The 13865-nt window shown below is 70.1% G+C and carries 11 protein-coding genes; 5 read left to right on the top strand and 6 right to left on the bottom strand.

The window, feature by feature from the left end; genetic code table 11:
• Positions 1-34: 34 nt before the first annotated feature.
• The 5 genes from ACWEOE_RS19295 to ACWEOE_RS19275 all read left to right on the top strand — a co-directional run bounded on the left by ACWEOE_RS19295 (position 35) and on the right by ACWEOE_RS19275 (position 5256).
• Positions 35-541 (top strand): phosphoribosyltransferase, encoded by a 507-nt coding sequence (locus ACWEOE_RS19295; RefSeq protein ID WP_452010778.1) that lies wholly within the window; start codon positions 35-37, stop codon positions 539-541.
• Positions 538-1260 carry an oxidoreductase gene (locus ACWEOE_RS19290; RefSeq protein WP_452010775.1) on the top strand — a complete coding sequence of 241 codons (723 nt, stop codon included), beginning with the start codon at positions 538-540 and terminating at the stop codon, positions 1258-1260. The genes ACWEOE_RS19295 and ACWEOE_RS19290 overlap by 4 nt, the downstream gene beginning before the upstream one ends.
• Before the next feature lie 88 nt (positions 1261-1348).
• A complete protein-coding gene (locus ACWEOE_RS19285) occupies positions 1349-2113 on the top strand; it encodes a 3-hydroxybutyrate dehydrogenase (RefSeq protein ID WP_452010773.1) in 765 nt (254 codons plus the stop codon).
• A 42-nt stretch (positions 2114-2155) separates the two neighbouring features.
• Positions 2156-3472: an MFS transporter gene (locus tag ACWEOE_RS19280; protein WP_452010771.1), complete on the top strand. Its 1317-nt coding sequence runs from the start codon at positions 2156-2158 to the stop codon at positions 3470-3472.
• Positions 3469-5256 carry a helix-turn-helix domain-containing protein gene (locus ACWEOE_RS19275; RefSeq protein WP_452010768.1) on the top strand — a complete coding sequence of 596 codons (1788 nt, stop codon included), beginning with the start codon at positions 3469-3471 and terminating at the stop codon, positions 5254-5256. The genes ACWEOE_RS19280 and ACWEOE_RS19275 overlap by 4 nt, the downstream gene beginning before the upstream one ends.
• A gap of 2 nt (positions 5257-5258) precedes the next feature.
• On the opposite strand, the gene ACWEOE_RS19270 is transcribed toward ACWEOE_RS19275, so the two are convergent.
• The 6 genes from ACWEOE_RS19270 to ACWEOE_RS19245 all read right to left on the bottom strand — a co-directional run bounded on the left by ACWEOE_RS19270 (position 5259) and on the right by ACWEOE_RS19245 (position 13549).
• Positions 5259-6347 carry a HoxN/HupN/NixA family nickel/cobalt transporter gene (locus tag ACWEOE_RS19270; protein ID WP_452010766.1) on the bottom strand — a complete coding sequence of 363 codons (1089 nt, stop codon included), beginning with the start codon at positions 6345-6347 and terminating at the stop codon, positions 5259-5261.
• Between the two features lie 165 nt (positions 6348-6512).
• Positions 6513-7442: an N-acetylmuramic acid 6-phosphate etherase gene (locus tag ACWEOE_RS19265; protein ID WP_452010763.1), complete on the bottom strand. Its 930-nt coding sequence runs from the start codon at positions 7440-7442 to the stop codon at positions 6513-6515.
• A 17-nt stretch (positions 7443-7459) separates the two neighbouring features.
• A complete protein-coding gene (locus ACWEOE_RS19260; RefSeq protein ID WP_452010760.1) occupies positions 7460-8371 on the bottom strand; it encodes a MurR/RpiR family transcriptional regulator in 912 nt (303 codons plus the stop codon).
• A gap of 301 nt (positions 8372-8672) precedes the next feature.
• Positions 8673-10439 carry a serine hydrolase gene (locus ACWEOE_RS19255; RefSeq protein ID WP_452010758.1) on the bottom strand — a complete coding sequence of 589 codons (1767 nt, stop codon included), beginning with the start codon at positions 10437-10439 and terminating at the stop codon, positions 8673-8675.
• A gap of 9 nt (positions 10440-10448) precedes the next feature.
• Entirely contained in the window at positions 10449-11708 is a 1260-nt protein-coding gene (locus ACWEOE_RS19250; RefSeq protein WP_452010756.1) for an exo-beta-N-acetylmuramidase NamZ family protein, read from the bottom strand.
• Entirely contained in the window at positions 11705-13549 is a 1845-nt protein-coding gene (locus tag ACWEOE_RS19245; RefSeq protein WP_452010753.1) for a glycoside hydrolase family 3 protein, read from the bottom strand. The genes ACWEOE_RS19250 and ACWEOE_RS19245 overlap by 4 nt, the downstream gene beginning before the upstream one ends.
• Positions 13550-13865 lie beyond the last annotated feature (316 nt).

Raw genomic sequence — 13865 nt, 5'->3', positions numbered from 1 at the left:
TGCTCGCGGGATCGATCCGAGGAGAGGCGACGGCATGGCTGAAGACGGCGCGGCGAGGGAAGAGCTCACCTGGGAGCTGTTCGGTGCGGCCAGCAGGGAGCTCGCCGAACAGATCGCCGCCGACGGGTTCGAGCCCGACCTCGTCCTCTCCATCGCCCGCGGCGGGCTCTTCGTCGCCGGCGCGCTCGGCTACGCGCTGGACGTGAAGAACCTGCACGTGATGAACGTCGAGTTCTACACCGGCGTCGACCAGCGCCTCGACCTGCCGGTGATGCTGCCGCCCGTGCCCAACGTCGTGGACCTGAGCAACAAGAAGGTGCTTGTCGCCGACGACGTGGCCGACACCGGCGCCACGCTCAAGCTCGTGCGCGACTTCTGCGCCGACCACGTGGCCGACGTGCGCTGCGCCGTGATCTACGAGAAGCCGCATTCGGCGGTGCGCAGTGAGTACGTGTGGCGCCGCACCGACCGCTGGATCAACTTCCCGTGGTCGGTCCTGCCGCCGGTGGTCAAGCGCGCCGGGCAGGTGCTCGACGCATGACCGACCCGCTCAAGCCGCTGCTGGACCTCGACGGGGTGGCCGCCGCGGCCAAGGCGGCGCAGGACGCGGTCTTCGCCGTGCACCGCCTGCCCGCCAACCTGCGGGGCGGCGCCGAGACGGCCGCCGAGGCCTCGGTGCGCGCGGCCCGCGCGTCGGCCGGCATCGACGGCGCCAACCCCGAGCTGCCCGGCGCCGGCGCGGTCGCCGACCCGCTGCTGGCCGGCGCGCTGCGCGTGGCCGAGTCGCTGGAAACGGTCCTGCCCACCTGGCGGCGTGCGCCGTTGCAGGCGCTGGCCCGGCTGCACGTGCTGGCCGCGGCCGACGTCGTCGACGACCCGGACGCGCTCGGCCGGCCCCGCACGGGTGGCGAGCGGCTCGAGCTCCTGGCCCAGCTCGTCACGGGCGCGACCGCCGTGCCCGGCCCGGTGCTCACGGCCGTGGTGCACGGCGAGCTGCTGGCACTGCGCCCGTTCGGCTCGGCCGACGGTGTGGTCGCCCGCGCCGCGGCGCGCCTGTCGATGATCGCGACGGGTCTCGACCCGAAGGCGCTGACCATCCCGGAGGTGGCGTTCTTCCGGCGCGTGCCCCGGTACGTCGAGCTGGCTTCGGGGTTTGCCAGTGGCACCGCCGACGGGGTGCGCGAGTGGCTGCTGTTCTGCTGCGAAGCGTTCGAAGCCGGGGCGCGCGAGGCGCGCAGCATCTCGTCCGCCGCCGGCTGACGGTGTGTTTCGACCACACTGGTTCTTGCCGAGCTGTGGTGGCTCGGCACATGGTCGTCGAGGTGGGCGCGACCTAACCTCGTAGCCCATGACCAGTGGGGTACGTCACAGCTCGCTCGAAGGGCGCGTCGCGCTCGTGACCGGTGGGGCGAGCGGAATCGGGCTCGCCTGCGTCCGCGCGCTGGCCGCGGCGGGCGCGAAGGTGCACGTGGTGGACGTCGACGCGCGGGGGGCCGAAGCGGCCGCGGCCGAGATCGGCGGCTGGGCGCACGCCGGTGACCTCACCGATCCGTCGGTGATCGACGCGTTGCCGGACCAGCTCGACGTGCTCGTGAACAACGCCGGTGTGCAGCACGTGGCCGCGCTGCACGAGTTCCCGCCCGAGCAGTTCGCGCGCATCCAGGCCTTGATGGTGACGGCGCCGTTCCTGCTGATCCGCCGGTCGCTGCCCGCGATGTACGCGCGCGGCTGGGGCCGGATCGTCAACGTCTCCAGCGTGCACGGCGTGCGCGCCAGCCCGTACAAAGCCGCCTACGTCACGGCGAAACACGCGCTCGAAGGACTGTCCAAAGTGGCCGCTCTCGAAGGCGCGGAGCACGGCGTGACCAGCAACTGCGTGAACCCCGGCTATGTGCGTACCCCGCTTGTCTCCGGGCAGATCGAAGCGCAGGCGGAGGAGCACGGCCTCGTCGCCGACGAGGTCGTGGAGCAGGTGCTGCTGCGGCGCGCGGCGATCAAGAAGCTCATCGAACCGGCGGACGTCGCCGATCTCGTGGTGTGGCTGTGCGGCGAGCACGCCGGACACGTCACGGGCGCGTCGCTGCCGCTGGACGGCGGCTGGTCGGCCGCCTGAACTCCCCTGAAACCCCGTCCCCACAACGAAGTGGAGCCCGCAATGACAACACCCACCCGGGCCGGCCTGCTGCGCGTGGTCGGCGCGAGCCTGATCGGCACCACCGTGGAGTGGTACGACTTCTTCCTCTACACCTCGGCCGCCGCGCTGATCTTCAACAAGCTTTTCTTCCCCACGGCCGACCCGCTCACCGGTACGCTGCTCGCGCTGCTGACGTATGCGGTCGGCTTCCTCGCGCGACCCATCGGCGGCCTGGTGTTCGGCCACTTCGGCGACCGCATCGGGCGCAAGCGCCTGCTCGTGGTGAGCCTGGTGATGATGGGTGGCTCGACGTTCCTCATGGGCGTGCTGCCCACGTACGGCTCGGTCGGCGTGCTCGCGCCGATCCTGCTGACGCTGCTGCGGCTCGTGCAGGGCTTCGCACTCGGCGGCGAGTGGGGCGGCGCGGTGCTGCTCGTGTCCGAACACGGCGACGACCGGCGGCGCGGGTTCTGGGCGTCGTGGCCGCAGACCGGTGTGCCGGCCGGGAACCTGCTGGCCACGGCGGTGCTGGCGATCCTCGCCGCGGCGCAGTCCGACGCGGCGTTCAACTCGTGGGGCTGGCGCATCCCGTTCCTGCTCTCGGGTGTGCTCGTGGCGATCGGGCTGTGGGTGCGGCTGGCGGTGGCGGAGTCGCCGGTGTTCCTGGCGGCCAAGGCGGCCGCGGGAGAGGCGGAAGCCACGCCGATCGTCGAGGTGTTCCGCGGCCACCTGCGCGGGCTGGTCGTGACGTTCGGCTCGCGGCTGGCGGAGAACGTGTCGTACTACGTGATCACCGCGTTCATCCTCGTCTACGTGACCACCGGTCTCGGCCTGCCGAAGGCGACCGGGCTGACGGCGGTGCTGGTCGCCTCCGCCGTGCACTTCGTGACGATTCCCTTGTGGGGCCTGCTTTCCGACAAGGTCGGGCGCAAGCCGGTGTACTTGTTCGGCGTGCTCGGGATGGCCGCGTGGTCGTTCGGCTTCTTCTGGCTGCTGGACCTGCGCACGACCGGCGCGGTGATCGGCGCGGCGACGATCGGGCTCGTGGTCCACGGTGCGATGTACGGGCCGCAGGCGGCGTTCTTCGCCGAGCAGTTCCCGACGCGCGTGCGCTACACCGGCCTTTCGGTGGGCGGGCAGCTGTCGTCCATCGCGGCGGGCGCGATCGCGCCGATCATCGCGGTCGCGCTGTTCCAGGCGTACCACTCGACGGTGCCGGTGTCGGTCTACGTCGCCGCGATGTGCGTGCTCTCGGCGCTGGCCCTGCTCGGCGCGCGGGAAACGCGCGGCGAGTCGCTGGAAGACGCTCCCGCGGAGCGGCGCTCAGTGACAGCATGACCTGTGTGGAGCCCTACCGCCGGTTGCTCGAGCTGCTCGCCGAAGGCGCGAGCAGTGAGCAGCTGGCGCACGCGGCTCGCGAGTCCGGTGCCGACGCGACCGAGCTCGCCCTGCGCGTCCGAGAGACGCTCACCGAGCACCAGCGGCGCGAAGCCGAGCTCACGGCGTTGTTCGACACCGCGAGCGACCTCGCGCGGCTGCGGGACCCGGACGCGGTGCTGCGCTCGATCGTGCGGCGGGCGCGGACCTTGCTCGGCGTGGACGTGTCGTACCTGAGCCTCAACGACGAAGCCGCCGGCAAAACCTACATCCGCGTGACCGACGGTTCGGTGTCCGCGCTGTTCCAGCAGATCGTGCTCGGCATGGGCGAGGGGCTCGGCGGCCTGGTGGCCCAGACCGCGCGGCCGTACGCGACAGCCGACTACTTCGCCGACGCCCGCTTCCGCCACACCTCGCCCATCGACACCGGTGTGCGCGAAGAGGGCCTCACCGCGATCCTCGGCGTGCCGCTGGCCATCGGCGGCAAGGTGCTGGGCGTGCTCTACGCGTCGGACCGCGCGCCCCGTGCGTTCTCGACGGCGGAGGTCGCGCTGCTCTCGTCGCTGGCCAACCACGCGGCCATCGCCCTCGACAACGCCCACCTGCTCGACGAGACGCGCCGCTCGGCCGCCGAGCTCAACGCCGTGAACGCGACCATGCGCCGCGCCGACGAAGCCCACGATCGCCTGATGGACCTCGTGCTGCGGGGCGGTGACCTGCCGGAAGTCGCGGCGGAAGTGGCCGGGGTGCTGCGGGGGCGGATCGCCGTGCACGACGCGTCGGGGGAATTGCTGGCGGGTTCCGCGCTGTCGTTCTCCTCGCCGGCAGTGGTCTCGTCCCTCGGCAGTGGGCGAGCGGAGTCCACAGCGGACACGTGGGTGTGCGCGGTGCGGGCGGGTCAGGAGCTGCTGGGCAGCCTGACGCTGGCGGGCCGCCCGGAGCTGGCGGGCGCGGATCGGCGGTTGTTCGAGCGCGCGGCCGTGGTCACGGCGTTGCTGCTGATGCTGCGCCGGTCCGTGGCGCAGGCCGAAGACGAGGTGCGTGGTGAGCTGCTCACCGATCTGCTCACTTCACCCGAGCGCAATCCGGCTTCGCTGACGGCCCGCGCACGCCGCCTGGGTGTCGACTTGTCGGCCCCGCACGTGGTGCTCGTCGCCCACGCGCCCGGGATCTCCCGCCGTGGCCTGGCATCGGCGTGTGCGCGTCACGGCGATCTGGTGGGGGTGCACGCGGAGCAAGTCGTGGCGCTGGCTCCGCCCGAGGTGGCGGCCGCGAAGGTGGCACGCGAGCTCAAGTCCGTTGTGGACTGTCCGGTGACGGTCGGTGCCGCCGGCCCCGCCGCCGGACCGGCCGCGCTCGCTTCTGCTTATGCCGAAGCAGTGCGTTGCGTGAGCACACTGCTGGCGCTCGGCCGCGAAGGCGACGGCGCGGCGATGGCCGAGCTGGGTTTCCTCGGTGTGCTGCTGGGCCGCCACGCCGACCTGTCGGCCTACGTCACGGCGACGCTCGGTCCGGTCCTCGACTACGACGCCCGCCGCGGCACGGACCTCGTCGGCACGCTGCGCGCGTACTTCGCGGCCGGCGGGAACCTCGCGCGGGCCAAGGATGAGCTGCACGTCCACGTGAACACGGTGGTACAGCGCCTCGACCGCGTTTCGGCGTTGCTGGGCGAGGATTGGCGCGAGCCCGAACGTGCGCTGGAGATCCAGCTGGCCCTGCGCGTCCAGCGGCTCAGCGATCAGTGAACTCAGTGGTCGGTGAGGCGGGCCGACCACTTCTCCTCGATGCGCCCGAACCGCCACACGGCGAGCGCGACCAGCCACGTCACGATGAACAGCCCGACGATCGCGAACCCGACGTAGTCGAGGTCGACGTCGGCGATGGTGGCGAGCGGGCCGTGGGTGATGTCGAGCTGCTCGGCGAGGATCGACACGAGCTCGATCGTGCCGATGACCAGCGCCACCGCCACCGACAGCGCGGTGACGGTGATGTTGTAGTAGATCTTGCGGATCGGGCGCGAAAACGCCCAGCCGTAGGCGAAGTTCATGAACACGCCGTCGGCGGCGTCGAACAGGCTCATGCCCGCGGCGAAGAGCACGGGCAGCACGAGGATCGCGTACCAGGGCAGGGCGAACGCGGCCGCGCCGGCGGCGAGCACGAGCAGGCCGATCTCCGTCGCGGTGTCGAAGCCGAGTCCGAACAGGACACCCACGGGGTAGATGTGCCACGGTTTGCGCACGGCCTTCGTCGCGCCTCGCAGCAGGCGGTTCATGAAGCCGCGCTTGTCGAGCTGGCGTTCCAGTGCGGCTTCGTCCAGCTCACCGCGGCGCATCCGCGCGAAGACCCGGATGATCCCGACGAGCGCCACGAGATTGATGATCGCGATGAGGTAGAGGAAAACGCCCGAGACGGATGTCCCGATGAGCCCTGTCGTGCGGTGCAGCGCCGACGAATCGTCCTCCAGCTGCCCGGCGAGCGCGCGCACGCCCAGCGACAGCAGCAGGCACAACCCGAACACGATCGTCGAATGGCCCAGGGAGAACCAGAACCCGACCGACAAGGGACGTTGCCCCTCGGCCATCAGCTTGCGCGTGGTGTTGTCGATCGCGGCGATGTGGTCGGCGTCGAACGCGTGGCGCATGCCGAGCGTGAACGCCGTGACCCCCAGGCCGATGCCGAAGACGCCCGACGCGCCGAGATCGTAGTGGTGCGGTGCGATGAAGAGGATCAGCACGCCCCAGCCGGCGAGGTTCAGCAGCAGGATCACCGCCGCCATCCCGGAGAGCGAGCCCCACTCCTTCTTGGTGAGCGGCTGCCTGGCGGGCGCGATGACCATGGAGACCTGCTTTCCCTCGCGAACAACACCTGAGAGGTTAGACAGGTGAACAAGTGAACCGCAATAAGCGCAGACTCACAAAAAGAGCCCCTCACCAGGGGATGAGGGGCTCTTAGTCCGTTTTGAGCAAGCTGCCTGCGCTTCCCGCAAAGCGCAAGCAGCCCATCAGCCCGCGCGCAGGTGCAGCGCGTCCAGGGCCTTCCGCACGTGCCCGCCGGTCGCCGCGAGTGCCGCTGCGGAGTGTTCGACGTCGGAGCCCGAGAGGAGGTGCACCAGGGCCGTCTTGAGGTCGCCGCCGGCTTCGGTGAGGGCGTCGGAGCAGTCGGCCATGGTCAGGCCCGTCGCCTCCTGCAGGATGCGGATCGTGCGGCCGCGCAGCTTCGCGTTCGTGGCCCGCATGCTGACCATCAGGTTCGAGTAGGTCTTGCCCAGCTTGATCATCGTCGCGGTGGAGAACGCCGTCAGGATCAGCTTCTGCGCCGTGCCCGCCTTCATGCGGGTGGAGCCCGCGATCACCTCGGCGCCGGTGGCCACCGCGATGAGCACGTCGACGCCGGCGGGCTTCGCCGCACGCGGGTTGGCCGAGACCAGCCCCGTGTGCGCGCCCAGGCGGCTCGACGCCTCGAGTGCGCCGAGCACGAACGGCGTGCGCCCGGACGCGGCGAGGCCGAGCACGAAGTCGCCCGGCTGAACCACGGCCGACAGCTCGGCCGCGCCGGCCTCGTCGTCGTCCTCGGCGTTCTCGACGGCCTGGCGCAGTGCCTGCGCGCCGCCGGCGTGGTGCGCGACGAACAGGTCGCCCGGCACGTTGAACGTCGGCACGAGCTCGGCCGCGTCCAGCGTCGCCAGCCGGCCCGACGTGCCCGCCCCGACGTAGTGCACCCGGCCGCCGCCGCGCAGGGCTTCCACGGCGTAGTCGACCGCGCGCGCCAGCTGCGGCAACACCGCGGCCACCGCGTCGGGCACCCGGCGGTCCTCGGCGTTGATCGCGCTGAGGATCCCCATGGTGGACATCAGGTCGATGTCCACCGTGCGGGGGTTGCGTTGTTCGGTCGGCGAATCGACGTGTACCGCCTGCGTGGGGACGGACATCATGCGCCTCGTTTCTGAGTTCACTTACCGGTTTCCCGCGGACGGCGGCGACCGTCGGGCCTGACCCCGAGCCGGTGCGAGCCGACCGCGTCCCTCGTGGCGTCCAGCGCGTGGACGGAGGCGTCCATGTGGCGCTGAGCGACCCCGATGAACAGGCAGTCGATCACGGTGAGCTGCGCGATGCGGCTCGCCGTGGCTCCGGAACGGAAGGTGGTTTCCCGAGCGGCCGTGGTGAGCACGTGGTCGGCGACCTCCGTGATCGGCGAGCGCGGGAAGTTCGTCACGGCGACGGTGATCGCACCGTGCTCACGGGCGACGCGCAGCGCCTCCACGGTGTCGGTGGTCGCGCCCGTGTGGGAGACGCCGATGGCGACGTCGCCGGGGCTGAGCACCGCGGCCGAGGTGAGCATGATGTGCGTGTCGGACCACGAGAAGCTCACGCGGCCGATGCGGTGCAGCTTCTGCTGCAGGTCGGCGGCCACGAACGCGCTCGCGCCCACGCCGTACACGTCCACGCGGCCGGCTTCGGCCACGAGGTCGATCACGCGCTGCATGGTCGCGACGTCGAGCTGGTCGGCGGTCTCCTCGACCGCGCGCGCGTCGGCGAAGCTGACCTTGCCGATGACCGCCGCGAGGTCGTCCTCCGGGCCGATCTCGCCACCGAGGTTGCGCGTGGTCCGCGCTTCGGTGCGCGCGGTGTCCGCGGCCAGCGCGATGCGCAGCTGCGGGTACCCGCCGACGCCGACGGCCTTGCAGAAGCGCGTGACCGTGGTCTCGCTGGTGCTGGCGGCGAGGGCGACCTCGGTGATGCTCCGGCGCGCGACCGAAGCTGGGTCCTCCAGCACGACCTTCGCGACGCGCTGTTCGGCCCGGGCGAGCCCGGGCAGGAGGGAACGGATGCGGACCAACGGGCTCGCATCGGCGTCACGCACAGTGTTCTGAGCTGCGGTTTGCTCGGACGGTACGGGGTTCGTCACGGAATCGGCATCGTCGACCGTCGGAAAGTCACTAACCGTTGGCATTTGCGACAAGGCTACCCACATCCTTCGGCAGGATCGCAACCCGTCCGTGTCTGCGGACTTCGTTTTGCGATTAATCGTTGACCAGAAAGTCGCTAACCAGGTCGACCTTGTTAACGAGCTCAAGCTAACGACTTGGCAACTTATTGTCGCCACGCAAAAGGCGTTGGATCGCTGAGTGGGAGGGAAAGTTCGGCGCTGTGCGACAGGCCGGTCACCGAGAGCTCAAACTCCATCCGGTCGCGGTGAGTGCCGACGGATTCCGCTCACCATCGAGAACTGCCCGGCCGCGTTCGGTGACTTTCACACCGTCGAGAAGAACTCCGCGTCCGGTGTAACTCGCGTCGGTCGTGTAACGCCAGCGGAGGCTTGTATCGCCCGAGGCCGGTACTTCTGCCGTCACGTGCCACCAGGCACGGTGTCCGTGGCCCGAGAGCGACGTCACCTGTCCGGGGGGTGCGCCTGCTCCGTTCGCGTGAACGGCGACCGGTTGCCAACTAACACCGTCGGAAGACGATTCCAGCTGAAGTGGATCAGTCGGCCCCTCGGTGTCCACGAAGGCGTAGAACGAGACCTGGAACGGCCCGCCGGATCGCGGTGTCAAGGGCTGCGTACTGAGCGTAGCCGTCGCCTTGTCCCCGAGGTCCGCGAACCACGCGTCGCGACCCTGCGCGGGCTTCACGGCCATGGCTTCGGCCAGCGAAGTAGCCCAGGCCTGGCGGGCGGTGTTGATCGAACCCCAGTTGCGACTCGGGTGCACTCGGTTGGTCAGCAACAGCGCGAACGACCGCGATTGCGGGTCGATGACCAGCGTCGTGCCGGTGAAACCGGTGTGGCCGGCGGTGACCGGTGAGGAAAGCGCACCCATGTACCACGGCTGGTCGAGCTCGAACCCGAGGCCGTGGGCGTCGTCGGGGAACTGCTGGTTGTAATTGGTCAGCATCGTCTCGACGGTGTCGGGACGCAGGATCCGCTTCCCCCGGTAGGTGCCGCCGTTGAGGATGGTCTGGCAGAGGATCGCCAGGTCACTGGCCGTGGAGAACACGCCGGCGTGCCCGGCGACGCCGCCGAGCGACCACGCGTTCTCGTCGTGCACCTGGCCGCGCACGAGCCCGCGCGGCGGGTTCGTCTCGAACTCCGTGGCGGCCACGCGGTCCAGCTTCGACGCCGGCGGGTTGTACCCGGTGTCGACCATGCCCAGCGGAGCGGTGATGCGGTCGTGCACCACCTTGTCCAGGGTCTGCCCGGTCAGCTTCTCGATCACGAAGCCGAGGGTGAGCATGTTGAGGTCCGAATAGAGGTAGGTCGTGCCCGGGGCGTTCTTGAGCGGGCTGTCGAGCACGGCCTTGCGCCGCGACGGGATGTCGGGGTAGCCCTGCCACAGCGACGGCACGGGGTCGGCGTCGAAGCCGGACGTGTGCGTGAGCAGCTGTTCGATCGTCACGGCTTCCTTGCCGTTCACGCCGAACTCGGGCAGGTAGCGCACCACCGGTGCGTTCACGTCGAGCTTGCCCTGCTCCACCAGCTGCAGCGCGGCGATCGAGGTGAACAGCTTCGAGATCGACGCCATGTCGAAGATCGTGTTGTCGCGCATCGGCACCTGCTGGTCCTTCGGCAGCTCGGTGCCCGCCGCGTCGGCGTAGCGCAGCGCCCCGCCGACGGCGTAGCGGTCGACTACCACCCCGTCGTGGGCGAGCAGGCCGACCGCGCCGGAGAAGTGCGGGTGGCCGGAGGCGTCGGGCTGCGTCCAGCTCGTCAGGAACTGCTCGGCGCTCTTGATCGGACCGGCGTCGAGGCCGACGTCGGACGGCTTGCCCTCACGCAACGTCGTGGACGGGGCGGCGAAGCCGTGCCGCACCACGTCGAAGCGCCCGGCGAGCGGGTCGTGCTGCGTCGTGGTGGCGATGGCGGAAGCTCCTGCGGTGGTCGTGGCCGCGAACAGTACAACGACCGTCGCGACGAGCACCTTTCTGACACGCATGACCGCTCCTCAGCGATAGATCAGGTAGGGCCGGCGTTGCCGGTCGAACGCGGCGAGCTCGGTGCGCCAGGCGCCGGTGACCTCGTCGATCCCGGCGCCGGCGTCGATCATGGTGCGCAGTCGGTCGGAACCGGAGAGCAGGTCGATGGCGTAATCGGGCCGCCAGCCGAACGCCTGCGGCGCGACCTGTTTCGCGGTCACGAGCATCGCGACGGCGGTGGTGATCGCGTCGAACGCCTTCGGGTCCGTGACGGTGAGCTGCACGCCGCCGCACGTCTCGTTCACGAACTTGCTGAACGTCGGCACGAAGTAGGTCTCGCGGAAGCGCGCGCCGGGCAGGTTGAGCGCTTCGAGCTTGTCGCGCCAGTGCCAGTCGACGCCCGGCGCGCCGATGATCTCGAACGGCCGCGTGGTGCCGCGGCCCTCGGCGAAGAGCGTGCCTTCGAACAGGCAGGTGCCGGGGTAGACCAGCGCGGTGTCGGGCGTCGGCATGTTCGGGCTGGGCATGACCCAGTCGAGACCGGTTTCGGCGAAGAACGTGTCGCGCCGCCAGCCGCGGATCTCGATCACCTGCAGGTCGACCGGCTTGACGCCTTCGCCGGGCAGGAACTCGGTGTTGTAGAGCCGGGCCAGCTCGCCGACGGTCATGCCGTGCTGCTGCGCGATCGGCTTGCGCCCGACTCCGGAGGCGAACTTCGGGTCCAGCACGGGGCCGGCGAGGCGACCGCCGATCGGGTTGGGCCGGTCGAGCACCACGAACGCCGCGCCGACCTTCGCCGCCGCCACCATCGCCGTGTAGAGCGACCAGATGTAGGTGTAGAAGCGGGCGCCGACGTCGGCGATGTCGAACACGACCGTGTCGAGGCCGGCTTTGGTGAACAGCGTTGCGAGCTTAGCCGCGTCGGCGCCGTACGCGTCGTACACGGGGATGCCGGTGCGCGGATCGGTGTAGTCGCCTTCGGAGCCACCGGCCTGTGCGCTGCCGCGGAAGCCGTGCTCGGGCCCGAAGGCCGCCACCGGTTTCACGCCGGCGGCAACCATGTCGTCGACGATGTGGTCGCCGCTCGCGAGCACGCCCGTGGGGTTGGAGAGCACGCCGAGCTTGCGCCCGGCCAGGGGCCGCCAGCGCTGGGCGGCGAGTTGTTCCGCGCCGGTGAGCACCTTCTGGTGGTGTGCCGTGGGTGCCGCCTGCGCCACTGTGGATGCGCTCGCGAGCACCGGCACCGCGAGCGCGGGGACGGTGAGGAACTTCCTGCGGTTGAGGTTCACCAGCTCAGTCCGTGTCCGAAGGGGTACTTGACGGTGTTCACGTCGGCGCCCGCGGGGACGTCGACGGGCAGCTTGCCGCTCGGCTTCGTCTCGCCGAGCACGACCTTCGCGAGCGTTTCGAGCGACGGGGCGATGTAGCCGTAGGTGGCGAGCCACGTGGGCACCGGGTTGGCGTACCCCGCGTCGTACGGGATCTGCGCGGCGACGGCGACCACGGGTTTGCCGGTGTCCATCAGCGCCTGCAAAAGCTTGTTCTGCAAGGGAAACCCACCGAGGTTGTTCGTGAGGACCACCACGAGGTCGGTGTTCTTCGCCGCTTCGGCGGCCTGGGCGATGAGGTCGTCCGACGGCGCCTGCCCGGTCTGCAGCGCGGTCGCCTTCGTGCCGTGGGCGGTGAGGCGGTCGGCGAGCGTCTGCGTGCTGGCCACACCCCAGCCCGTGACGAGCGCGGTGGCGGGCTTCTGCTTGAGCGGCAGCACGCCGGCGTCGTTGGCGATGGCGGTGATCGACCGGTCGGCGATGCCCTGCGCGGTGGCGAGGTGCGCCGGCGTGCCGACCTTCTTCGCGACGAGCGCGGGGTTGTTGAACGGCGAAGTGAGGATGCCGCGCTTCAGCTTCATCTTGAGCACGCGCAGCACGCTCTGGTCGATGCGCTGCATCGGCAGGTCACCGGACTTCACGGCGTTCACCACGGAGGTGATCGCGAGGTCGAGGTGCACCGGCATCAGGAGCTGGTCGATGCCGGCTTTCAGGGCCAGCACGGGGATTTCGGCGTCGCTGTGCAGCTCGCGCACACCTTGCATCTCGAGCGCGTCGGTGATCACCACGCCGTCGTAGTGCAGTTCGTTGCGGAGCTTTCCGGTGATGATCGGCTTCGACAGCGTGGCCGGCTCACCGGAGGGGTCGAGGCTGGGGAACTGGATGTGGGCGCTCATGATCGAGTCGACGCCCGCGGCGATTGCGGCCTTGAACGGCGGCACGTCGATCTTGCGCCACTCGTCCTCGGTGCGGTCGATGCGCGGCAGGCCGGTGTGGCTGTCGGTCGCGGCGTCGCCGTGGCCGGGGAAGTGTTTTGCCGTGGAGGAAACGGTTTCGGCCGGCAGACCGGAGTTCTGGTAGCCCTTGACCTCGGCCGTCACGAACTGGCTCGCGAGGTCGGGTTGCCCGGCGAAGGAGCGTACGCCGATCACCGGGTTGGCCGGGTTGGAGTTCACGTCGGAGTCGGGCGCGAAGTCCTGGTTGATGCCGACGGCACGCAGTTCGTGGCCGATGATCGTGGCGGCCTGCTTCGCGCTGTCGGTGCTTCGGCCTGCGGCGATGGCCATGGAATTCGGGAACTCCGTGGCGGGAGCACCCATCCGGGTGACGGTGCCGCCTTCCTGGTCGGTGCCGATCTGCAACGGGATGTGGGCGCCGCTGGAGATCGCGGCCCGTTGGAGGCCGTTGGAGAGCTTCGCGACCTGCGTGGGGGTGTCGAAGTTGTCGCGGGTGTCGTTGTTGAAGTAGATGACGCCGCCGAGGTGGTACTTGTGCACGACCTCGGCGGGGGTGTCGACGCCGAAATCGGCCTGGTTCTTGGGGTTGACCTCGTCGGCGGACTTGCCGTTGACCCAGGTGACGAACAGCTGGCCGACCTTTTCCTCCAGCGTGAGGCCGTGGAGTGCCTGCTGGGCGGCGGCGTTGAGGGCAGCGTCGGGGGAAGTCATGGCTTTCGCGTCCGGGGTGCTGCCGGACGCGGTCGCGCCGAGTCCGGCGCCGATTCCGGTGATGGCGAGGAGCCCCGCGAGGGGGACGGCGAGCGCATGGATCCTCCGCGGGCGCGAGCGCGCGAGTCGGGTCATCACGAAAGGGCCTCCCAGTGTCGTGCGCCGCCGGGTGGTGAGAAGTCCACCTGGCAGCGCCGGTATCGGGAAGCTACTCACCAGCTCGGGTGTTGTCCATCGGCCGTGCGCAGGAACGTGGGGGTTCACCTGGGATTACTTGCGGAATTGCCCTGGAAACACTGGCGGCGCCCGTCGGCCGAAGCCGGCGGGCGCCGCCTGCAAGCGCGGAACTTCTCGGGCGACCAAGCGTGCAACTCTGGTCGTACCTTCATGGACTCGGCGTCCGGCGTCCCGGTACGCAGTCCCTAGACGACGAGCCTCCCGCGGCGTGCTG

This window comes from Amycolatopsis sp. NPDC004368, assembly GCF_053602515.1.
The sequence above is the reverse complement of the archived record's forward strand: the minus strand, read 5'-3'. Positions and strand labels throughout refer to the sequence as shown.